This is a genomic window from Spirosoma luteum DSM 19990 (genome assembly GCF_000374065.1).
Lineage (GTDB): Bacteria > Bacteroidota > Bacteroidia > Cytophagales > Spirosomataceae > Spirosoma > Spirosoma luteum.
Genome location: NZ_KB893262.1, coordinates 32,441 through 55,179 on the forward strand (window position 1 = coordinate 32,441; position 22,739 = coordinate 55,179).

At 49.3% G+C, this 22,739-nt stretch carries 24 protein-coding genes; 13 read left to right on the forward strand and 11 right to left on the reverse strand.

Translation table 11 applies throughout. The annotated features are described in order from the left end of the window. Positions 1-77: 77 nt before the first annotated feature. Complete coding sequence (locus B156_RS0116055; RefSeq protein WP_018620778.1) at positions 78-1,709, reverse strand: toprim domain-containing protein; 1,632 nt, start codon at positions 1,707-1,709, stop codon at positions 78-80. A gap of 21 nt (positions 1,710-1,730) precedes the next feature. On the opposite strand from B156_RS0116055, the gene B156_RS0116060 reads away from it, so the two are divergent. Continuing rightward, positions 1,731-2,219, forward strand: a complete 489-nt coding sequence (locus tag B156_RS0116060) for a lipocalin family protein (protein WP_018620779.1) — start codon at positions 1,731-1,733, stop codon at positions 2,217-2,219. Between the two features lie 13 nt (positions 2,220-2,232). Here the strand turns inward: B156_RS0116060 and B156_RS0116065 are convergent, their stop codons facing one another. Next, a complete protein-coding gene (locus B156_RS0116065) occupies positions 2,233-3,660 on the reverse strand; it encodes a DUF3945 domain-containing protein (protein WP_018620780.1) in 1,428 nt (475 codons plus the stop codon). A gap of 118 nt (positions 3,661-3,778) precedes the next feature. On the opposite strand from B156_RS0116065, the gene B156_RS30355 reads away from it, so the two are divergent. Further along, the gene (locus B156_RS30355; RefSeq protein WP_018620781.1) at positions 3,779-4,633 is read left to right on the forward strand and encodes a M23 family metallopeptidase; all 855 of its coding nucleotides are present in this window, start codon (positions 3,779-3,781) and stop codon (positions 4,631-4,633) included. Between the two features lie 362 nt (positions 4,634-4,995). Then, a complete protein-coding gene (locus B156_RS0116075; protein ID WP_040585743.1) occupies positions 4,996-7,014 on the forward strand; it encodes a PAS domain-containing sensor histidine kinase in 2,019 nt (672 codons plus the stop codon). 223 nt (positions 7,015-7,237) lie between these two features. Here B156_RS0116075 and B156_RS0116080 read toward each other — a convergent pair whose 3' ends face one another. Both B156_RS0116080 and B156_RS0116085 read right to left on the reverse strand, forming a co-directional pair. Beyond that, entirely contained in the window at positions 7,238-7,756 is a 519-nt protein-coding gene (locus B156_RS0116080) for a DinB family protein (protein ID WP_018620783.1), read from the reverse strand. A gap of 337 nt (positions 7,757-8,093) precedes the next feature. Continuing rightward, positions 8,094-8,804 (reverse strand): class I SAM-dependent methyltransferase, encoded by a 711-nt coding sequence (locus B156_RS0116085; RefSeq protein WP_018620784.1) that lies wholly within the window; start codon positions 8,802-8,804, stop codon positions 8,094-8,096. A gap of 258 nt (positions 8,805-9,062) precedes the next feature. Between B156_RS0116085 and B156_RS0116090 the strand changes: the two genes are divergently transcribed. After that, positions 9,063-9,371, forward strand: coding sequence for a type II toxin-antitoxin system RelE/ParE family toxin (locus B156_RS0116090; protein ID WP_018620785.1), 309 nt, complete (start codon positions 9,063-9,065; stop codon positions 9,369-9,371). Positions 9,372-9,386: 15 nt separating this feature from the next. Next, on the forward strand, positions 9,387-9,701 hold the full coding sequence (locus tag B156_RS0116095) for a HigA family addiction module antitoxin (RefSeq protein WP_018620786.1): 315 nt from the start codon (positions 9,387-9,389) through the stop codon (positions 9,699-9,701). A gap of 32 nt (positions 9,702-9,733) precedes the next feature. Here B156_RS0116095 and B156_RS0116100 read toward each other — a convergent pair whose 3' ends face one another. Then, positions 9,734-9,946, reverse strand: a complete 213-nt coding sequence (locus B156_RS0116100; RefSeq protein WP_018620787.1) for a DUF2158 domain-containing protein — start codon at positions 9,944-9,946, stop codon at positions 9,734-9,736. Between the two features lie 202 nt (positions 9,947-10,148). On the opposite strand from B156_RS0116100, the gene B156_RS0116105 reads away from it, so the two are divergent. From B156_RS0116105 to B156_RS0116140, 8 genes are all read left to right on the forward strand, one after another. Further along, the gene (locus B156_RS0116105) at positions 10,149-10,475 is read left to right on the forward strand and encodes an ArsR/SmtB family transcription factor (RefSeq protein WP_018620788.1); all 327 of its coding nucleotides are present in this window, start codon (positions 10,149-10,151) and stop codon (positions 10,473-10,475) included. Positions 10,476-10,528: 53 nt separating this feature from the next. After that, positions 10,529-11,110 (forward strand): DUF6428 family protein, encoded by a 582-nt coding sequence (locus tag B156_RS0116110; protein WP_245563757.1) that lies wholly within the window; start codon positions 10,529-10,531, stop codon positions 11,108-11,110. Positions 11,111-11,140: 30 nt separating this feature from the next. After that, positions 11,141-11,581: an arsenate reductase ArsC gene (locus B156_RS0116115; protein WP_018620790.1), complete on the forward strand. Its 441-nt coding sequence runs from the start codon at positions 11,141-11,143 to the stop codon at positions 11,579-11,581. A gap of 45 nt (positions 11,582-11,626) precedes the next feature. Continuing rightward, positions 11,627-12,733 (forward strand): ArsO family NAD(P)H-dependent flavin-containing monooxygenase, encoded by a 1,107-nt coding sequence (locus B156_RS0116120; protein ID WP_018620791.1) that lies wholly within the window; start codon positions 11,627-11,629, stop codon positions 12,731-12,733. A gap of 6 nt (positions 12,734-12,739) precedes the next feature. Beyond that, entirely contained in the window at positions 12,740-13,825 is a 1,086-nt protein-coding gene (gene arsB, locus B156_RS0116125; RefSeq protein ID WP_018620792.1) for an ACR3 family arsenite efflux transporter, read from the forward strand. Further along, positions 13,822-14,625 carry a metallophosphoesterase family protein gene (locus B156_RS0116130; RefSeq protein ID WP_018620793.1) on the forward strand — a complete coding sequence of 268 codons (804 nt, stop codon included), beginning with the start codon at positions 13,822-13,824 and terminating at the stop codon, positions 14,623-14,625. The genes arsB and B156_RS0116130 overlap by 4 nt, the downstream gene beginning before the upstream one ends. 34 nt (positions 14,626-14,659) lie before the next feature. Next, positions 14,660-14,905 (forward strand): hypothetical protein, encoded by a 246-nt coding sequence (locus B156_RS0116135; protein ID WP_157627069.1) that lies wholly within the window; start codon positions 14,660-14,662, stop codon positions 14,903-14,905. A gap of 74 nt (positions 14,906-14,979) precedes the next feature. After that, positions 14,980-15,252 carry a hypothetical protein gene (locus tag B156_RS0116140; RefSeq protein ID WP_040585720.1) on the forward strand — a complete coding sequence of 91 codons (273 nt, stop codon included), beginning with the start codon at positions 14,980-14,982 and terminating at the stop codon, positions 15,250-15,252. Between the two features lie 276 nt (positions 15,253-15,528). On the opposite strand, the gene B156_RS0116145 is transcribed toward B156_RS0116140, so the two are convergent. The 6 genes from B156_RS0116145 to B156_RS0116170 all read right to left on the reverse strand — a co-directional run bounded on the left by B156_RS0116145 (position 15,529) and on the right by B156_RS0116170 (position 22,718). After that, positions 15,529-16,338 (reverse strand): SAM-dependent methyltransferase, encoded by an 810-nt coding sequence (locus B156_RS0116145; RefSeq protein ID WP_018620796.1) that lies wholly within the window; start codon positions 16,336-16,338, stop codon positions 15,529-15,531. Positions 16,339-16,595: 257 nt separating this feature from the next. Then, positions 16,596-17,204 carry a cupin domain-containing protein gene (locus B156_RS0116150; protein WP_018620797.1) on the reverse strand — a complete coding sequence of 203 codons (609 nt, stop codon included), beginning with the start codon at positions 17,202-17,204 and terminating at the stop codon, positions 16,596-16,598. A gap of 382 nt (positions 17,205-17,586) precedes the next feature. Further along, on the reverse strand, positions 17,587-18,051 hold the full coding sequence (locus B156_RS29315) for a GNAT family N-acetyltransferase (protein WP_040585723.1): 465 nt from the start codon (positions 18,049-18,051) through the stop codon (positions 17,587-17,589). A 135-nt stretch (positions 18,052-18,186) separates the two neighbouring features. Next, positions 18,187-18,942 carry an SDR family NAD(P)-dependent oxidoreductase gene (locus B156_RS0116160; protein ID WP_018620799.1) on the reverse strand — a complete coding sequence of 252 codons (756 nt, stop codon included), beginning with the start codon at positions 18,940-18,942 and terminating at the stop codon, positions 18,187-18,189. 193 nt (positions 18,943-19,135) lie between these two features. Next, complete coding sequence (locus tag B156_RS0116165) at positions 19,136-19,993, reverse strand: helix-turn-helix domain-containing protein (protein WP_018620800.1); 858 nt, start codon at positions 19,991-19,993, stop codon at positions 19,136-19,138. A 622-nt stretch (positions 19,994-20,615) separates the two neighbouring features. Beyond that, a complete protein-coding gene (locus B156_RS0116170; RefSeq protein WP_018620801.1) occupies positions 20,616-22,718 on the reverse strand; it encodes a YWFCY domain-containing protein in 2,103 nt (700 codons plus the stop codon). Positions 22,719-22,739 lie beyond the last annotated feature (21 nt).

The following is a 22,739-nucleotide window of genomic DNA, read 5'->3' on the forward strand; positions in this document are numbered from 1 at the left end:
ACAAAATTTATGTGGCGAATGGGTCGCCATTCCTACAACTTCTGACGGGTATTCGCTACTCACTCACGTCCTGTTACTTACAAACCCTGCTCATTTGTAGGGTCAAGGCGTTGGCGATTGGCTTTAGACTTGAAGGTATCCGTGAAAGTTTTTTCTATTCCTTTTGGAGTAATACCTATTTCACCCTGTAAGGTAGGTATGAGTTGATCTACTTTTGTTTTAATCAGTTTCAGATTGGTGCCGATGGGTAGGTTGGCTAAACGGCCACTTTTCATTTCTTTTTCCAAAAATAAACGGGCTGCTTCTTCATTTTTTGCTCGGTGCAGTATCTGTCCACGCTCGGCATTAACAAGCAAGATAGGTCGCTTAACCTGGCGGAGTAATTCTCCTTTTAAATCTTCATTGAAATCTTTCCCGCGCGGACGCACAATGGCCACTGAGCAGGCAAATTGCCCCTGTTCAATTAATAAGGTATTGACGGTGTTGAGTAAGGCAGTATTGATGGGAATTTCCAGGGTTGAAACCGATGCGTTTGCCCGCCAATGAAACATATTTTTAGTTAGGTCGTCTCTTACTTCGCCCGTTGCCGGAGGCATGTAGGTTTTCATAGCGATATTATGCTCCGCTATCAATTTAGAAAACTGGCGTTGAATGGCGGGTGAAGAAACTTGCAGTGCAACGTATCCCTGCTGACTTGCCTGGGTCATTGCCAGGCCGTCTCTGGAGAGGGCTGCCAGGGCCGTAAGCGCATAGCGAGCTCCCTTGTCATCATTATCGAATCCGAATACAAGCTGGGTTGATTTATCCATGAATTTACCCAGAGTTGTCAAATGGTCCAGCGATAGACTACCCCCAATCGAAGCGTACCGGCTGTCGGTCTGCGGATGCAGTCCGGTACTAATTTCCAGTTGCCGGTACGAAAGCAAATCAATGGCACTCTCACCAACAACTATGCGATTCGTTACGGTATCGTTCAGGTTGGAAATCCAAACGCCATGTCCGCGATTTGAGCCACTGGCGTGACTTTTAAACCTAGCAGTACGTAATTCCAGACCGTTTATAGCTTCATTATCCCCCGGAATGTAGGGAAAAGCAATCGTTTCGGTGATGCGTTCGCCATTAGGCGGTTGCTCTGAACCTGTTATCGACACAGGCTTTCCGTCGGCAAAGTATACCCGTTGGATAGATATAGTTCCTGAAAACTGCGGACTGGTAAGCAAATCGGGGTGAATGTACCGTTCCTGAGTTAAGTAATTTTCGGCTGGAAGCTGACTAAGCATATAATGTTCCAGCAAAAATTCCTTTTCAGTACCTACTTCGTGGAAACTTTGATGGATGTAATCTTCCAGCTTTTTAACCGATTTTTTTTGCTCTGGAACAATACCTAAATAATCCTTCAAAACATCGTTGACGCACTGGGCTGGACTTCGATTGGAATTATTAAATTGACTGAAACAGGACGTTAAACGATTACTGACAAAATTGATCAATGTACCGCGATCCGAGTAAGAACCCGTTTGAAAATAAACCTGATTGGCAGAATCGTTGGGGTTCTTAACGACGATATGATCATCGAATCCGGGATGGTAGAGTACAGGCATTGTTTTCCCCTTTTTGGGTTGCCATTCATACCCGGCGTGTAAAGCGAGTTCAATGATGGATATCTGGTCCCGAAATTCCTGAAAACTCGGCTGGTTATAAGTAGGCATTTTATCCAATCAGTTGCATATATGAAGCGTTTACTTCTTTTTTTCGCCCTTACTGCTCTTGGGAGCTGTAAAAAAGGCGGGGACGATATACTCCCCGCGTTCGATCCTGCTTTAGTGGCTGGCTCGTGGAAACTACAGGCCTTAACCATTGATCCCGCTGAGACCGGTGTTTGGGGGACTAATGTTACTGACCTGCTGACAGCGTACCGAAACCAGATTAGCGACGATTGCATCAACAATTTTCGGATGAATACTACAGCCGATGGTAAAATCTCGCGTACTACATCTGATAATTGTTCTTCGCGTACTCTGACCTTATTTGGTTTTACCGAAAAGGGAACCTGGAAAGCATCGGGGTCTACGCTCAGCGTCTTGTCTCCGTACGAATCCGGCAATTATTACAACGTTTCGGTTGATCAAACTATGATGGTTTGGCATCGTCAGTATTCAACGGCTGACAGCGAGGATCATAAAGACCATGTAGTTACGCTGATCTGGACTCGCCAATAAATCGCTAGTCTGGTTAAACAGTTAAGCTCTGATCCTTCTGGGCTTTTTTGTTTTTCCTCTGACTCTGGCCTTTGCTTTGTCCCTTTTTCTTGGCCTGTTCACTTTTTAACGTCACATCGGGCGCATCTAATGCTCCGGAGGAGCGGCTGGGGTCAAAGCCTTTCTGTTTGGAAGCTGTTTTCTTTTGTTGCTGCTCTGGCCGTTTATCCCTGGTAGTAGAAGCACCGACTGAAGTGCCCTGTAATTGATCCGATGGGCGGGCTAAGTCCTTTGCTGTTAGTATATCTATCGTCTGCCTGATTGACTCAGAGGGTGGAGAAAAGCTTAAACTCCGCTTACCTGCCGATACTTGAATATCAGCACTGAATTTCTGCCCATTTTCGCTGGTGAGTCCGGCTAACCGGATAGCTCCACCCTGACGTAATGTTTCCTGCTGTTCCTTTGAAACATCGACTCCCTTAATCTGCATGGGAATATACACCCGGTCGGCTCGCCAAACCGTCAGTGAGTTGGTCTCCTGATCAAGACCAATGTACCCGTTAAATTTCTTTCTGGTGTACGAATCCTCTAATTCGACTCGTTTTCCCAACTCCCCTTTTTGCCTGAGTGTATCTTTATCCTCCTGGCTGAACACATACCCTAAATAGTGTTCGGGAATCTGTAGCGTTTGCTTCTGCGTTTGAAAGTAAGGTTTAATTTCTTCGCCTTGTTTAACCAAGTATACCTTACCCCGCAAGGGTGTTTTCTGCCCGTTGAATTCCGATTTAAAGTCGATCAATCCCGTTTTCTCTCCCCTTAACAACCGTTCCAGATTACCACTTTCGGCGAGTACCTCCCGCGTTAGGCCCATTTTACTTAATGTGGCTTCAACATCCTCCCATTGGTAGCGCGTTTTCTTGCTCACTTCGATTGGTGGTACTTCTTCGAGATTGTACGTTTTTTTAAAGTTGTGCATGAAATTGGCCAGTAATCCCCCGTGAACAATCTCGATACTTCTGTCTGGCTTCCTTCTGGCAATTTGATTAACCCTCTCCTCGTCAGTAACATTACGTTCAGCATCCGGCAACGATTGAACGGTGTGAACATAATACAGTTGATCGGCCCGGATTTTTTCCAAGGTGGGGTCCTGAATGATTTCGTGCAACTCCCAGAGATACTCCGTTAGTTTTTCCTGCAAGGTTTTGTCGTTACTGGGAAGGTTTAGAGCGGAAAGTTTCTCGGCTAACTCTTCTTTCACTAATCTCCCATCGCGCAGAGCCGCAGTAATTTCATCATTACTTAAAAAGCCGTCATTGCCTAAATACTGCCGTAACTCCTGATATTCTTCGGGCAAAAGCAGTTCATAAAATTGCTCTTTGATTTGCTCAGATTCTGGTACAGCCCCCTCTGCTGGTATAATTTTCAGCGAAGGTATGCGATTGATTTTCTTCTGTTTTACCATAATCGTAGCCGGAAAGCGTTTGTATTTTTTGAGTTATTACGACCGTATTTCCGGCTAATTTCTATAGTATATTCTTATAAACCAGCCCTTACGAGAACTTTTTTGCCTATTTTCGTCTATGTGGATGTCAAAAAAAGTACTCACGTTCTGGTCCGCACTATTAATCAGCATTTCGTCCTCTTTGGCTCAAGGGGTCTTTACTTCTTCAGTTCAACTTTTACAGAATAGAAGTAAAAAGTACGACGAAAAAGACTCCTCCAGATCGTTTCCAATTACGTATCTGGACAAGTCCGGGCCATCGCTACTATCAACAACCACTTTCGCCAAAGCGACATTATCGACAACGGTTCCTAGTCCGGTTAAAGACAGACTTTCTTTTCTTAATTATGTGGATAGTTTGTCAACATTGCACGCAAAAGGGATTTTCGCGAAGCAAAAAGAGGTAGATACCCATAAATCGGAAAGTGACTGGGATCGGTGGCTTAATCGGTTACGGGATGTCCCATCGATTCTGCCTTTTTTTGTTTCCTCTGCTACAGCCTCAAAAACGACGTGCCTGATTAAAACCCGCTTGAGTTCAGGGTTTGGTATGCGTCAGCATCCTATTTCAGGGAGTCTGGTTTCCCATTCGGGAATCGACTTACCCGCCCCAATGGGCACGCTTGTTTATGCTACTGCGGACGGGTACTGTCGACAAATCATCAACCAGTCGAATGGCATCGGGTTGGGCATCTACTTAATCCACGGACGAGGGCATCAGACTTTATATGGGCATTTACTTACGACCCTGGTCAAGCCGGGAGAGTTTGTCATGCGTGGTCAGGTTATCGGACAGGTGGGAGCATCAGGCTTGACGACAGGCCCGCACTTGCACTATGGCGTTCGCTACAATGGACTGGTTGTTGATCCCCTACCCTACTGCTTCTTGTTGGCTAAACCGATAAAAGTCACCCGTGCTTTAACCCGCAAGTAAGTCTGCCTATTTTATCACTACTATTAATCCCAAATCAAATCTAAATTTTGTCTCTCAAACTCAGGCTATGTACCGAAAATGAGATGTTGATTTATGAGATAATAATTTGAGACATCTTTTTCCACTTGTCCGTGTTTCTTGAAGAAGCTGGGTATATATGGCGCAAAACGGGCGTTATTTGAAACACCGCTTCCCTTGTATCGTCCGAAAAAATGTTGACCGTTGTCAAAACGGTAGCTATACACCGAAGGTAGCCCCCTGACCCGCATGATCCGATTAAGTTAGCAAACACAAGTCGCTATTGGGTGTTCTATACCCACAGATCAGTTCGGCGGCAGCTGGCTGGCTCACGAATGGAACCTATGAATACAACTTCAGGAAATCCCCAGACCGGTGCACAAACAGCCCTCACCGGGCCAGTGAGTAAGGCGTTTGTATCGGCCGATGAGTTGTGGGCGCTGATCGAACCCCTGGCGCAGGCGGTCTGGGAAACTAACCCTAAAGGCCAGGTTCTTGTTGACTCACCCACCTGGCGGGCTTACACGGGCCAGACCCGGGCGCAATGGCTGGGAGAAGGCTGGGCGAGTGCCGTTCATCCCGACGAGCGGGCTCAAGCCCTAAGCCAATGGCAGGAAGCCCTCCGCCAGCGAATACCGCTCAATACCGAGCTTCGGGTATCCACGTCCGATGGCCACTGGCAATGGACCAACCTGCGGGCCATCCCCGTCTACGGGCCCGACGGCTCAGTGGGCAAATGGATTGGCCTGAACCTGAACATCCAGGACCGCAAGCAAGCCCAGGAAGCCCGTCGTAAAAGTGAAGAGAGCCTGATCGCTGCCGCTATGGGCACCTATGTGTGGTATATCGAGGAGGATCACGGGGAGCCTGATGCCCAAATGCTCACCCTGTTCGGCTTGCCACCCGGGGGAGAACTGAATTTGGCCGCGGCCCTTGGTTCCCTGATCCATCCTGACGATGCGGCCCGCTATGCCCAGGCCGTCGCCCAAGCCGCCGACCCGGCCAGTAACGGTCAATTGCGGCAGGACATCCGGGTCATCCATCCCGACGGCCAGGAGCGCTGGCTCAGTATTCGGGGTCAGATGTTCTTCCAGGGTGCCCCCCGCCGGGCCCATCGCCTGGTAGGATCGGCCATCGACATCACCGAGCGTAAACGCAGGGAGCAAACCCAACAACTGATGCTCACCGGCTCTACGGTGGCCATCTGTCTGTTGCAATCCATTCGGGATGAGCAAGGACAGATTGTTGACTTTCTCTATCAAGGGGGTAACCGGGCGGCCGAGACCATCTTGGGCCAGTCTGTTGAGAACATGATGGGCAAAACGCTGTTGCAGCTTTGGCCCGGAGTAAAAGACATCTTCTTTGATTCGTACGTGCAGGCGGTGGAAACCGGCCAGCCGTTTCGGGTAGAGAACCATTATGATTACGAGGGCTTTGACCACTGGTTTGAGGTTTCAGGGGTGAAGAACGGGGATGGGTTCATCATGACCTTCCAGGATGTGACTCCCCAGAAGAAAGCCCAGGAAGCCCTGCACCGCAGCGAAACCCGCTACCGTCAGCTGTCGGCCGAGCTGGAAGCCCAGGTGCAGCAGCGGACCCAGCAGTTACAGGCTAGCGTGGGCGAGCTGGTGCGCTCGAACGAAAGCCTGCAACAGTTTGCCTACATTGCCTCGCATGATTTGCAGGAACCGCTCCGCAAGATTCAGCAGTTTGGGGATCTGCTCAAGACACAAGATACTGACTTAACCGAACAGAGTCGGCAGTATCTGAACCGTATGCAATCAGCGGCCAGCCGGATGTCGATGCTCATCAAAGACCTGTTAGACTTTTCCCGGATCTCTATCCAGCGCGATGCCAGCGGCCCGGTGTCACTTCAATCCGTGGTGGAGGGTGTGGTAACCACCTTAGACCTACGTGTTCAGGAGGTGGGTGCCCAGATTCACGTTGGCCTGCTCCCTACTGTTTCGGGTGATGCCTCGCAACTGGGTCAACTGTTTCAGAACCTGTTGAGCAACGCCCTGAAGTTCCATCGCACGGAGCGGTCCGGCGTTCCGGTGCCCCCCCATATTCAAATCCGATCGGCTCGGCTATCAGCCGATCAACTACCCGTTGGGGTAAAGCCTGTGCTGACGGGATCGGCCTATTACCAGATCGAGGTGGCTGACAACGGGATCGGTTTTGATGAGCAGTACATAGATCGTATTTTCCAGGTATTCCAGCGGCTGCATGGCAAGCACCAATATGCGGGGACGGGAATTGGCCTGGCCATCTGTGAAAAGGTAGTTGTCAATCATGGGGGAGCTATTACGGCGAGGAGTCAACCGGGTCAAGGGGCCACCTTTAGCATTTACCTACCAGCGTAGCTCAATGCGTTAGTTGAAGTTTTGTTCGTAATCCGGTGGCGCGATCCTTTTTTAGAAGCACCCACTTATTAGAAAGCTCATTCTCTAATAACGCTCTCAGCGTGAGAAGAATAGGTATCATGGGATGGATAGCCGCCAGCACGATACAGAAAAGCCTTTGCCAATCTTGATAAGGGCGAAGGCTTTTGTATAAGGGCTTACCCCTTGCAGGCTTACCGGCGGACTATACCTGGGGGCGGTCCCAGAAAGCAGGCGGTTCTACGCCCAGCGTACGTAGGTAGACATAAGCCTGAGCCCGGTGATGAATTTCATTATCGATCAGGTAGAACAGAAACCAGTAGATAGGTCCTTCATACAACCCAAAAGCCTTGTCGACTTCCTGGAAGCGAGCGGGTGGAATCAACGGCCAATGGGCAGCAATCGTCTCGGTTACCCCATCCCACTGAGCCAATACCTGCTGCTTCGTCGTTGCTTTGGGGGTTGACTCCGCCCCCTCGCCAAATGAAGGCCAGTTGCCCGAAACAACGCCCTGCATGCTCTGGTCAGCCATTTGCAGCACTTCATCCATCAGCGCCGAGCAAGGTCGCATGCCGCCCAGGGTATACGAGAAGAAGTGCTCCTCGGGGTAGGCTTCAATCAACCGGCGGGTGAGTCCCCGGTGTCCCTGCCAGTGGGCAAGCAGTTGCTGAGGTGAGAGAACGATCTGATCCATCGTTTGGCTAAGCTGCGATGTATTTTCCATGGTCTGCTATTGTTTAAAGTTATCGATTGATTGACAAGACAAAGAAAAGCCAGGGGAGTGACAACGGTATGTCAGTAGTGAACCCAGTCGACGGTGAATAGCACAGGCCACGGAAAAGACGTTACAGACTTATTCAAGAGTCAACAATGAATTGTATTTTACCATTATAGCGACTTCAACTTTGTGATTTTGGGCGACGTCACTATTTTGTACTTTTCATAGTAGTCGTTCAGTAAAGACCACCTTTTCGTGAACGCTTTCAGGTATCGGAGCTAAACGTTACTCTATTCCTATAAGTCATGTTAGGAGTTCATTTGGCCAAGCGTATTCTGAGACACTACTGGCTGATCGATTCCGGCTTTAAGCCCAATCCATAATAAAAATACGTGGGTGTTTGGTGTATCATTATTAACAAGCCCGCTGCTTCAAACGCCTTTTGTAGTTCATCCGCCGAATAAAATACTTTTATGATTGAAAAGCTTTGACCATCATTCAACTTCCGGCTCATGATCTGCGAATCCTCCAGGGGAAGTTGGTGGTCGTTAGCCGTACTAGTTTCCTGGCGCAAACCGTCTAGAAAAAACAGCTTACCACCAGGTCGTAAACAGGCGTTCACTTTATGAAGAAAAGTATCCAGTCGCTCCCGAGGGACATGGGAAAGCCAAAAGCTAAAGAAAACTGCGTCATAGGATTGGGCGGGCTCCCATTCAAATAGATCGGCCACTAGATACTGCACTTTAGCACTCCTCACTTTAGCCTGATTGATACTAATCATCTCGGGGGAAGCATCCACCGCCGTAATAGAGATAGCCTTTTCAGTCAACGTTTCGGTCCAGATACCCGTACCTGGTGCTAACTCAAGTATGTGTCCCTCTAGGCTAAATTGGCTAAGGGCTATTTTGACTTGATGAGCTTCCTCAAACCAAATCGCATTCGCGTTGGAACCGCGGTCATAGCGTCCCTGGCGGTACCACCATTGGTCGTACTCTTTTGCGCGAAGCTGGTAGTAGCTTTTTTGACCGGCTAAAGCTTGGTTGATGACTTGCATAGGGGGTGTTAATATGATTTAGGCTGAGTTGATTTATCTGACTACTAATCTTACTTTTCTATCTTATAGAATTTACAATTTTCAGACAATTAATTGTTCTTTGTCGCATATGGGAGCGTTATTTGAGAATTTATAAAAATGGAATCACAGTTCAGGAACGACCATCATAGGGTTGTCATACCTTAACGGTCGTAGAACAAAACCAAAGTGCCTATTTTTTGAGAATAATACTGTTGAATTTCTTGCTTTCAACTTGTAATGCGTAATATTACACGCTACGATGGTGTTATGATTATAAATTTCCGGCACAAAGCCTTGCAGCAGTACTACGAGGAGGGCAACGGCGCGAAGCTGCCCGCGCAGTATCTACGCAAGATCAACCGCGTTCTTGACCAATTAGACGCTGTTTCATCGGTCAGCGATATTCAGCAAATGGGATCAGGGATTCACAAACTAACGGGCGATATGACGGATTTTTGGTCGATCACCGTCACGCCGAATTATCGGATCATTTTCCGCTTTGAGGGCGGTGACATTCACGACGTGGATTATGTCGATTATCATTGAAGAAAGGAACCAGCTATGAAGCGTAATTTAGCCCCCGTACATCCCGGCGAAATTTTGCGGGAAGAATATATTCAAGAGCGCGGCTTGACGATTACTGAAGTAGCGAAAGGTTTAGGCATTGCACGCGCCAACCTATCGGCCATTGTGAACGAGCGGGCAGGTATTAGCCCGGAGTTGGCCGTGAAACTATCCGAGGCTTTCGGTAATACGGCGCAGTTTTGGGTAAATCTGCAAAAGAATTATGAGTTATGGCACGCCGAAAGGAAGGTTAACCGCTCCGTGGTGCGCCATTTTTTTGCGCCTGTTAGTCCGTCGCAGCAACCAGCGTAGGATACCACTATGGATGTCGCCGAAGGTTTAGTTTATGACTTCTCTAACTGATAGCGAGAGAACAAGCCCTGGTAGCGCACCTCACCTTCCCACCAAATGCAAATGAAACTGTCCGGGTCTTCGATCCACCGATCTGGCGTTAGCCAGCTGATGGGGTGAAGGTCTTGTGTACCGTACTCAACGACAATCATCGGCGGACTACCGGTTCGCAGTTGGACGACGTCACCCAGGTCAAGTGCTGCCATGTTTACGAATGATTGAGCTTGGGAAGCCATGCTAACCAGAAGCTAATGTAAGCAAACGCAGTATAGCGTCAAATAGTTGATTCTTGGTCCTATGGAATGGATTGTTGGCTATCTCCGAATGCTGGCTTACAACCCCTATGCAAGAAGCAAGAATATCTATCGTAATATTACAATGAATTAATTTTCTTGTTATCTTTGTCCCATGGGACTAACTAAAACCGAAATTTTCACCGACGAGCAAAACCGCATAGCGGATTTGGCCAAAGCCTTTGCCCATCCCGCACGGGTGGCTATTCTGCAAATGCTCATTTCCAAGAAAGCGTGCGTTTGTGGTGATCTGGTGGGCGAACTGCATTTGGCCCAGGCGACCGTTTCCCAGCATTTGAAGGAGCTAAAACGCATTGGCATCATTCAGGGCGAAATAACCCCGCCCCGCGTCTGCTACTGCATCAATCCCCCCGTATGGGATGAAGCTCAACAAGCGTTCGGTGCCTTGCTGGAAACGTTCGCGCCCGCGTCCTGCTGCTGATCTGGGAGCAGGTATTTTTTTGTTCTTTTCAATCGTAATATTGCAATAATACAATGGAGAATCTAATGACTGCATCCGAGCCAATGACCTGGCGAGCGTTCAAAAACACGCTCATTCAGAACCCCGATAAATTCCTGCAATTCCAGTACGCGGAAGGGGAGTTTGTCCATCCGTCGTTTCACATTACCGAGATCAAGCAAGCCCCCATTGTGTCGGTCGATTGCGGTGGCCAGATGAACACCTGGACGGAAGTCATCGTGCAGCTCTGGGAGCCGGACGTTCAAGAGGCCGACTGCTCGATGAAAGTCAGCAAAGCCCTTTCCATCATCAACCTGGTGGAAAAGTCGTTGCCCCTGAATCCGGTGGCCACGGTTAAAATCGAGTTCGGTAATTCCAAATTCGATACTCGCCAGATGTACCCCGGCGAACTGACGACGGAGGGCGACAGCTTCACGGTCAGCCTGACACCGGATTACACGCAGTGCAAAGCCCTTACCCGGTCGCAGAGTTGCGGCACCGCCACGTCGGGCGAATCCTGCTGCGCCCCTGCCGCTGAAAAAGAAACGGCCAAACCTGTTTTGGAACTTGTTGGAGCCGATGCCCCGGCTTGCGCTCCTGGTTCCGGCTGCTGCTAATCGAATCCATCGCTCACGGACAAAAACACCATGAAGAATATCCTAGTGCTTTGCACGGGCAATTCCGCCCGTTCCCAGATGGCCCACGGCTATCTGCAACATTTTGCCGATACGGCGGGCCGGGGCGAGAGCGCCCAGGTTTACAGTGCGGGCGTTGCTCCCCACGGGGTCAATCCCCTAGCGATTCAGGTCATGGCCGAGGATGGCATTGATATTTCACATCACACCTCCAACCATGCCGACGAATACACTAGCCTGCCGCTCGATTACGTGATTACCGTCTGCGATAATGCCCGCGAACAATGCCCGATTTTCCCGTCCACGGCCAAGAAGGTGCATCATAGCTTCACCGACCCGTCCCATGCCCCCGGCGATAATAAGTTGGCCCAGTTTCGCGCGGTACGTGATGAAATCAAAGCGTACAGCCAGCAATTCATCGAGGACAACGTAACGAGCCAAGTCCCTGCCTGACGAATTTGCTGACCGGCTCCGACGGGCCTACTAGTCCTGATATCCATGAACCAACACTCAAGTAAAGAAATAGACATTGTCGTTATCGGTGGCGGACAGAGCGGCCTGGCGGTAGGCTATTTCCTGCGCCGGACGGGCCGTTCCTTTGTCATTCTAGATGCCGAGTCTGCACCGGGGGGAGCCTGGAACCAGGGTTGGGACTCGCTGCGGCTTTTCTCTCCGGCCGAAGCGTCTTCCCTGCCCGGCTGGCCTATGCCCCGCCCTACAGAAATCAACGACACCGGGGAGTTTCCATCCCGACAGCAGGTCGTTGATTATCTGTCCGCGTACGAAAGCCGCTATAAATTACCTATTCAACGGCCGGTTGTAGTCAAACAAGTAATGGTCGCTGGGAACGGCTACGAAATAATGACGGATCGAGGGATTTGGCATACGAACGCTATAATCAATACCACCGGAACCGCCAGCCGCCCGTTCATTCCGTCTTACCCAAGTCAGACCAATTATAAGGGTCTTGAATTTCATTCGGCCAACTACCGGTCGGCTGAGGAGCTGGCGGGCCAGCGGGTGTTGATCGTCGGCGGGGGTAATTCTGGCGCGCAGATCCTGGCCGAGGTCTCGCGGGTGGCCCAAACTGTCTGGGTGACACTCATTGAGCCAACGTTCCTGCCTGATGATGTTGACGGCCGGGTGTTATTCAGCCGGGCGACGGAGCAATATCATACGTTGCAAACCGGCGAGACCCCAGCCCCCTCGGGTAATCTGGGCGACATTGTGATGGTGCCCCCTGTGCGGGAAGCCCGGAGCCGGGGGGTATTGCAAGCCGTTCGTCCCTTCGTGCGCCTTACCCAAACCGGTGTTCAGTGGGCCGATGGTCGGACCGAGGCCTTCGATACGATCATCTGGTGTACAGGTTTCCGCCCGGCGACGGATTATTTACGACCACTGGGTATCGTGGACGCGGAGGGGCGAATCGCCACCGAGGGTACTAGAGCCATTCATTCACCCGGACTATGGCTGGTCGGCTACGGCTCCTGGACAGGTTTTGCCTCGGCTACTCTAATCGGTGTTGGCCGGTCGGCCCGCGCAACGGCCGACGAAGTCGGAACTTATCTCAATCAACTTACGCCTGTTTTAACGACTCACGACTAATCAATTATGCTCAGTACCCCAACGCTTACCGAGCAGCCCCGGCTCTCGTTTCTCGACCGCTTTCTAACGCTGTGGATTTTCTTGGCCATGCTGATCGGCGTGGGCATCGGGTATTTCTTCCCGCAGTCGCAAGGCTTCATCAATCAGTTTAATTCCGGCTCAACCAATGTTCCATTGGCTATTGGCCTGGTGCTGATGATGTACCCAGCGCTGGCAAAAGTGCGTTACAGCGAGTTGCCGAAGGTGTTTGCCAATACCAAAATTCTCGGTCTGTCGCTGTTGCAAAACTGGATCATCGGCCCGCTACTGATGTTCGGTTTGGCGGTTATTTTTCTGCCCGACAAACCCGAATACATGACCGGCCTAATCATGATCGGCATTGCCCGCTGCATTGCCATGGTGATCGTCTGGAATGACTTAGCCAAAGGCGACCGGCTCTATGCCGCTGGCTTGGTGGCTTTCAACAGCATTTTTCAGGTGTTGTTCTATTCGGTCTATGCCTATGTGTTTATCACGGTGCTACCGCCCCTGTTCGGGCTGAAAGGCTATACCGTCAACATCACGATTGGCGAAGTAGCCAAGAGCGTTTTCATCTATCTGGGAGTGCCGTTTCTGGCCGGGTTGTTCTCGCGGATCATCCTGACCAGGCTGTTCAGCCGCCAATGGTATGAAGAACGCTTTTTGCCCGCCATCAGCCCCATAACGCTTATTGCGCTGCTGTTTACAATCGTCGTCATGTTCAGCCTCAAAGGGCAGTTGATCGTGTCTATCCCGCTCGATGTGGTGCGTATCGCCATTCCGCTGACGATCTATTTTGCCATCATGTTTTTTTCGGCTTTCTACCTGTCGAAGCGGGCCGGGGCCGATTACGGCAAATCTACGTCACTGGCCTTCACCGCAGCAGGCAATAATTTCGAGCTGGGAATCGCGGTAGCCATCGCCGTTTTCGGCATCAATTCCGGTGCGGCCTTTGCCGCCGTAGTTGGCCCCCTAATCGAAGTGCCAGTGCTGATTCTGATGGTCAATTTTGCGCTGAAACAAGAGAAGAAGTTTGCCCCTCACTACACAAAAGCCTTTCAAAAACACGCATGAGAATTGCCCTGTTTTCGGACATTCACGCCAATCTGCCCGCGCTCGAAGCGGTATTGGCCGACATTGACAGCCGCCAGCCTGACGCGGTGTATTGTTTGGGGGATATGGTCGGTTACAACATCTGGCCGAACGAAGTGATCCGCACCATTCGCAAACGCGGTATTCCGACGATTGCCGGGAATTATGATTATGGCATCGGTCGCAGCTCCGACGATTGCGGATGCGCCTACAAAGAGGAGCAGGAAAAGGCCAATGGCAAAGTGTCCATTGCCTATACTAATGCTCAGGTAGGTAATAATGAACGAAACTATCTGCGTACGCTCCCAACCCATATTCGGGTGGAATTTGAGCTAGGCAATGACCCTGAACACCTTTGGCAGCAACAACCCCCGTTTACGCTGCTGCTGGTGCATGGTAGCCCCCGGCGCATGAATGAATATCTGTTCGAGGATCGGGGCGACCGTAGTTTGGGCCGGGTGATCGAGGGCGCGGGAGCTGATGTGATGTGCTTCGGCCATACGCACAAACCCTTTCACAAAGTGGTCAGTGCAGAGCCAGAGGGCGAAGCGGCCTATTTCCGTCATGCCATCAATATCGGTTCAGTGGGCAAACCAAAGGACGGTGATCCGAGGGCCGGTTATGTGCTGTTGACGATCGACGAAACGGCACGGCCAGGTTCAAGCGAAGGGGTTGCCGTGGAGTTCGTGCGCGTTGTTTATGACGTAGAGAAAGCAGCCCAGGCCGTTGAGCAATGCGAATTGCCGGATGCCTACGCGGAAGCCTTACGCATCGCTCGATAATTGCCCAACTCGACCGCTCAAATCTTCGCAGCGCATGAGAAATATTCTATGTTGGTTCGCCAGTGCCGGGATGCTCTATTTTGTGGCAGCTCCCGGCTTTGCTCAGTCGAGCAGTAATTTTCTGATCGACTACACACGGGAGGGCGCATGGCGATATACCAGCGTGAGAGAAACACCCTACCAAAGTAACGGGCGCGTGATTCAGCACCAGTTAACCGCGCTGGGTAAGAAGCTCAATCATTTGTCGGTTGTCGATGCCCCGGCCTATTCGCAGCTCTAGGGCGATTTGCACGGGTACTTGCAACGGTCGACTATGGACGCGCAGAGGTGTTCCATGCCGTTTTACTGCGTCTGATGCAGTTCGAGGAGTCGATTAAAGAAAGCCTGATCAAGAACAGGCAGCGTGACCCGCATCCGATAGCGGCCAATGCTGCAAAGCCGGATGAAGGACAGGAAGCCGCCGTGCTACCGTATGCGTTGCTTTTCCGGCACCAGGATCACCGCTCCAAGCTGGTGCATATCGTCACCAGTGGGAAAGTCACAATTCTAAAGCATGGCCCGACGTACTGCCTGGTGCGGTGCGGCCCTCACGAGGGATATTTGCACAAAGGAATGATTCTTTGGTAACGGCCCTTTACCGTCGCTTTTCATGCGTTTTTGTTCACATGCATACGCTGTGTTGCCCGTATGCTACGAAAAGTAGCTGATTCTTACTGAGACAAGCTGTCCAATTAAATGCCCCATTTATAGAGCAGATCAATGAACGTTTCTCCGTCTCAAGTTGGAGCGATTACGTGAGAATAAGTAATTCGTATCCCAAGGTCTGGAAAATCATCAACGGTTAGATGAAGTCGTTATTTTCGCACTCAAGAAATTCTAAATCTGTTCGGAAAATACGCCTGTTTATTCTGGACTGCGTAAAAGCGGGGCTTGTGTGTACTGTGTAGAAATTGATAGAATGGGTTCAGTCGATACAACTCCTGCCCGTTTACGGCCTACCAACCGAGTATATCCCAAATACCGGCCAGCATCCGATGCCAAGGTGTCAATCTCGATTTTGTTGTCAGGGGCTATGGCTAGGTGCCACTGGTGCCATAAACGCCATCCCTCAGCCAGCGAATCGGCCACTTCTATGTCCATTAGGCCAGTCCGCTCCCAATGCCGTTTCCACCAGGGCGCCGAATGGAGGCACCATAAGTCCGGCGTCCACCAGTCGTTCAAATGCTCCGGGACCCTGGCAACAATCTCCTTCATCAGGCCCGCTCCGGCAATCCCTATTTGGCCACCGGGTTTGATGAAGCGAATTAGCTCGTTGAGGTATAAGTCATCCGTACCATAATAGAAGAAGGAATCAATGCTCACAATAGCATCGAAGAAATCCGCCCCAAAGGGCAATGTCCGGGCATCGGCACGAAGGGGAAAGACCCCTTGGTCTATTCCGGCGTGGCGAATCCGCTGCAGGTTCTCCGAGACCGAACATAGTAAATCGACTGCCCATACTTGTAGGCCAAACTCCCGATGTAGAAAGATGGAGGACAGTGCCCGTCCGCAGCCTAAGTCTAACACCCGCATGCCCGGTCGCAGGTCCAAGGCTTGGGCCAGCCATTCGGTTATCCACAAAGGATTGGCTCCGCCACTGATCCCTGCCTTTATCCACTCGGGATGATACTTGGCGGAGCGAGGGAACTCCGCTATTGCGAACAGATCTTCCATAGGCCACTTGGCTCGAGTACTCATTAATTAACTAGCCACACAAGTTGCTTAGAAAAATGGATCTAAGCTAATGGCAGTACCGATTCGTTGATTCACTACCGGTGTGGGCTAGTCACAACTTAACCTGAAATTTTCCCCGCTAACTACGTTTGTCTCAACTGCTTCCGTAATCGCCCTATTTACGGATAAGCAAATCTTCCCCGTCTCGTACGGGAGCGTTTTAGTGAGCCTGTATATGCCTTACTGGTCTATAAGGTTCAGCCTTGCAGTTTGTATTTATCTATAATGGCCTGACGTTGTTCAGGAAACACCGTTGTACCGAATTTTCTATCAAGAGCCGCTAGTCTATTGGCAATCTCCGGTGAGGTCGGATTCAGGTTTCTGCGGATCATATCAGGAAGGATTTTATGAAATGCCTCCTCTAAATAATCTTCAAAGTTTTGATTAAAATAATTGTCTATAAACCGTAAGGGTTTATCCGAAGCATTCCAGAACGTATGTACGATACGGCGAGGGCGAAAATTCCAGCCCCCAGCTTGTACTTCATAGATTTCCTTTCCAATCATGACAGTAGCCGTTCCTTCTACTACGTACATTAATTCGTCAAGGTCTTGATGCAGGTGAGGGGGTGGTCCCATTTGCTTTGGGGCCACGGCTACATCAACATTGGAGAATTGGTTGTTCGTCTGTCTAGCATGAATAATCGTGCGGATATCTAAATTTCCAGGCCCGGGCGACAAAGGGGCTGTAGGTGGAATATAAAAAGGCATCAATGGGTCTGCATACGTAGAGCCAATGGCAAAGCTGGGTATGTTTAGGAGAGAAATACCGCTAATTACTCGGGTAAGAAAATCTTTGCGTTCCATAGAATCGTGTTCGTTTGATAAAAATTGGGCAGTTGAGATAACCTGGTTAGTAGGGGTACCGCCCGAAAGTCCAGTGCCTGCATCGACAGGGCTGAACAGACCAGCAAACTGATGAGTAGATTCTTTTCATACGCGTAGACAATAGATGTGAATCGCTACGTAGCCGAACGTCAAAGCCTGGCGGGAAACGTTCGTGGACCAATGCGTCAGGTACAGCCGTTAAAAGTCCGTTTTGTGAGTAGCGTTTGACTATACCAAACGTAGCGCACCGAAGCACAACAGAAAAAATCACCGGAATAAACAGGCTATTATTTTCCATAATCCTATAGGGTTGTGCCACCCGAAGTTTTGGTTTTCAAAGTATATCGCTTGTCTTAGCCAGTCAAGGTTCGTGTGTAGCCGTAGCCAGCGGTAAACTCAACCATTGGCGGTTAGGCACATCGACAAAGCCTGTTCGTCGGTATACCCGTTGAGCGGGTCCATTGGCGGGGCCTACTTCAACCGATAGGGACCGAATCCCGGCTTGCTGGCAATAAGCCCGAAGTTCAGCCAGAGATTGGGAGCTTAATCCCCTATTTCGATAGTCAATTCGGACAAACAAATCGTCTAGGATGGCTTTCATGCCGCCATACTCCATACTGAAACAGAAGCTCAACACCAGATAGCCAACCGCCGTTGGTTGAGTGGGTGTTTCGATCAACCAGACGAGCCCTACCCGTTGATCGGCCAGAAGCGAAGCAAAGGCCTTCGTAGCGTGAGACTGATTAAGCGTATACCCCCCTTCCGCATAAAATTCAGCCATTAGCTCAACCAATAGGGGTAAGTCGGTCGGAGTCGCTTTTCTCATCGTTAATCAGTACAAGAATTGTTACTTGATCATGGGTGTCCTACTACGAGCTTTGTGCCGGACTGAACGTAGGGCAAGTTGGCTTAGCCTATTGACTAGTTTTTTTACGTTTAATTTGAGCGGGCTCTTTCCTGTTTAGTGATGGGTTAAGCCACCGTCCACATTGATCGTCTGGCCGGTAATAAAATCACTCTCATCCGAGGCCAGAAATAGTACCGCTCCGGCCAAATCGATTGGTGCTTCCCGGCGCTTGATAATTTGCTGCTCAACCGTTAGAGTCTGGATGTAATCGACCGTTTCCTGGGGCGCCATTTGCTGAACGCCTTGGGTCAGGGTAAGGCCTGGCGTAATGCAGTTCACATGGATACCCGTACCCGACAACTCACGGGCCAAACTACGGGTGAACGAGAGAATAGCGCCTTTGGAGGCCACATAGGGTAAGAGCATCGGCGTGCCTGCCCAGATCGTGTCAGAAGAAATATTAATAATTTTGCCTTTTCCCTGCTGACGCATGGTGGCTATCACCGCTTTGCAACATAGCCACATCCCTTTCACATTGACGGCCATCACCTGGTCCCAATCTGCTTCCAGAACCTGATCAAACGGGGTGAGTTTAGGGATCAGGGCTGCGTTATTGATTAGAATATCAATCCGGCCGTACTGATTGATCACTTGGATCGCCATCGCCTGCACACTGGTAGCATCGGCAATATCCGTAATGATCTCAATAGCTTGTCCACCGGCTTGCTTTACCGTAGTGACCGTCTCTGCGCAGGATAGAATGTCAACAGCCACCACCTGGGCCCCTTCCCGGGCCAGGGACAGGCAGTATTGCTGACCGATGCCACGGGCCGCGCCCGTCACAATAGCTACTCGATCAATTAGTCTCATGTTGGTATTGATTTACTTTGTAGCAGGCTCCTGAAGTTTGAGTCGTACGGATGACTTGAGCTGGGAAACTTCCGGTACTGGACATCCCCGTTGATACGCCCAAAGGTATAGGGTGCTTAAGCAAAGGGATAGTAAAAATCCGCCAAGTTCATCGGGCAATTCTTTGCTGCAAAAGTAATTCTCACCAGGAAATTTAGTAGGATGCGGATGAGCGGTAGGATGCTTGTTCGACGGGTTGCTCGGTGATGGCGGTCGCCTGGCAGAAAAATTCAGTGGGACTTAGTTGGGCGAATTGCTTGAATTCCTTGATCATATGCATCTGGTCGTAATACCCATAAGCATAGGCCAGCTCGGTTAGGCTTCGAGTGGGTTGCTGAAGTTTGGCTTTAACCACCTCATTGAATCGAACCAACCGCATATACAATTTGGGAGCAACGCCCGTTTGCTCGGAGAACCGTCGTTCAAAGTTTCGCACACTCATGTTGCAGAGGTCCGCATATCGATCCACCGTTAACCAGTGTTGTGTTGACCCTATATGATGGGTGAGGGCCGTAATGGCAGGATAGCCTACCGGCTTACCAGGCTGCCGGTTGAGTAAGGACAGTAAAAATGAATCCGCTAAATCAGCCATTTGCCGGACATTGCCAACCCTGCTGAGCTGCTCCTGTACCTCATTGATTCGGGCACCCCAAATATCTTCACCCAGGATTACCCGATTGGTTACCTCACTGGCGGGTATACCCAATAAGCTCGTAAAGCCATTGGCTTTAAACTGAATAATAAAGGTGTGATATATACCCTGAAAATTGACCTGGCCATTATACTGGGTTAGTACCCCAATCAGGCAATTGGGCTTTTGGTAGAGTTGCGAATCGGGGTTTGCGGCGATCGGCTGAGGTTGATCAGCTAAGTGAAAGGCGAGGGATGTTTCCGGGCTGGCCGCCCAATTGCCCAGGATTGTTACGTTGTGCCCTTGTGAAGTCGATAGTACATACTGATCCACAAGGTGGGCCAAATGGGCATGGGGCGCTATGGCATAGTCGTTGACCAACCGATATGGAGTTTATCATTTCGCTACTTTCAACGCAATTTAGGGAATTCTTCCCGCTCGCAAAACACCCAGTTGGCGAGGTGAATACGCATTCTTCTCGTATTACATAAAAAGTAGATAAACCGGTACTCGAACTAGTAGGGTTGGTTCGCCACGAAGACCTTAACTCGTAATGAGAATGCAAGGAGCAAGTTTTTTTTCATTCTTGTTTCGTCAAAATGACGACCCTCTCCCTTTGTGGAGGGGGACAAAGTTAGCCCTTTATCGGCTCACCGCGTGACCAGACTAGTACCTGTCAGTGTCAACCCTTTTAACCGTTAAAAGATTATGTTTGATGGTAATCTTCTGGCAAGCACATACAAGTATACTCGTCAATGGAAGTACATTACATTCTAGGCTACTAGTGGTGATTAGCTTTAACCGACAAAAAGAATAGAAATTGAAAATCTACAAATCTATTCTTTTACTATTTCGCAAAGTAAAATCACTCGTTCTTGTTTAAATACAATTAATGATTTTACTAATTTCGTCCACGAAAAGGCTCCTTTATTGATGCACCTGTTTTGTATAAGGTTGTCGATTGGAAGTAGCGAATTTCACGATACCGGTGAACTCTCCGTTGTTAGTCATCATCGGATTCCTGATACTGACTGACTAAGTGTTGATAAGTAGGGTCGTTGTTAAGTCTCTCCAGTTCAGATTTTACCAATGCTTTTATTTCCTGTTTGACCTGTTTAAAATTATCGGCCACTAGTTTATTCATTTGCTCATCCGAGTATTTTTCCATTTCCGCACGGGTGGGAATTGGCGTTAGATTCTTGAGTTGATCCAGCATGGTCTGTTCCACAACCAATTCCCCATTAAATGTCTTCAGCTTGACTTTCTGGTCGAAATTATCCGCTACACTCCCCACGAACGATCCCTGAGAAAGCCCGGAAATTTTACTTTCAGGAATAAGCGGTTCCATGCGCTCGGACAGGCTTATGTTCGTATCCCGCTCATTGAGCGATACTGAGCGGCTTTGCTGGCGAATTTTACCGAAGCGACTGGATAAATCCTTCGCTGTTTCGCCCAGGACTTGACCGGCGAAGATATTACCAATGATTGTCCAAATGGCATCGGCCTCTTTATCGCCGTACTGTTTCTTTATCTGCGTTTTATCCTGAATCCCCAAACAGGTAGCTATTTTGTTACTTCTGGCGGTGGCGATCAGATTATCCAATCCCATCAGATAGATGGTTGGTAGTTCATCGACTATAATCGAACATTTGAGTTGTCCTTCTTTATTGATGAGTTTTACCATCCGGGAGTTAATCAGGCCAATCACAATACCCTGCGTGTCTTTTCGCTCCTGATTGTTTCCCAAACAGAGAATTTTGGGTTCTTTCGGATTATTGATGTCTAGGCTAAAATCATTCCCCGTCAATACCCAGTAAAGGGCTGGGCTAGCCACCCGTCCCAGTGCAATTAGTGCCGATGAGATTTGGCCTTCCAACTGATTATTTGCTCCCTTTAACAGAGCGGACGCGAACGGACTCAGGAGTAACTCAATATCTTCCTGCGATTGCAGAATTGGGAAAAGTTGCTCTTTGACGGTGGCAATCATCTCGATGGTATGGGGCAAGGTGCAATAGAAACGGCCGTCGTGTTCAACACCATTGGCAGATGCTTCTTCTAACCGCCTGTCATCGTATTTCTTGAGGTACCAGATTACCGAGGTTAGAAAGTTAATAGCCGAATCAGCGAAGTAATCACCGCTTTTACCGATCCAGTCCCGGTTAATATTGTACATGATGATCTTAGCCGCTTCCAGCGCATCCTGAATATCCGTCATGCGTGTTGGGAGCAATGGGTTAATCCGCAAGGATTCGCGCGGTTTGTCAAAGTTTACGTTACAAAACATGGGCACCACGCCTTTTTCCCCGGTTACTGGATTCTTATTCAGGTCAGGATACTTGTCCTTATTTTTAAGGTAATAGGTATAGGCAATTTTGGTCAGTGTTGGGTATTTAATGTCATATACCATCATCGAAAATCCTTTTTCGATGTGTTGCCGGATGAAATTATTCAGGACCGCAAACGACTTACCCGAACCGGGCGTACCAACGATCATGGTGGCCCGAAATGGATTGATGATGTTGACCCAGCCTTGCCGCTGCTTTTTCTGATAGATGTAATTGATGGGTATGTTAACCGAATTTTCATTCACCAGCTTTTCTTCCTGGTGCAGGAATTGTTCATTTTCCTCGTTATACGGATCATCCCGCAGGTTGAAATCCAGAACCCGTTTAGCTAAGCTAACGGCACTCAACAGTAAAATAAACCCAGCCACGCTTGTGGTGATATAGAGGATGTTGCGGGTATCCACTTGTATAGAAGCCATCCGTAGCAAAAAGAAATTACCAAAAAAAATTAGCAAACCCGGCAGACCATTAGCCCATACCTGCGACCAGGTTGAGGTTAAATCTTTCTTAGGTTTATTGGCATACCCGTACATGCCCAACAGTCCTAAACAAGCCAGTTTTGTATAGAGCGTATTGTCAAAAATGTGATAATGCCGGTTTGCTTTTAGAAGGAATTGGTTGAAGTAAGATAGAGTATACCCCCGACTCTCCAGGCTGTCATAACAGAAAAAGTAAATGTGTACCAGCAATACGATAAAACTGGCAGTTAGTACAATCCGAATGACCAGATCGTAGTGCTGTTGTTCATTTTGCGTACTCATGATCGCTCTGTCAAATGGTTG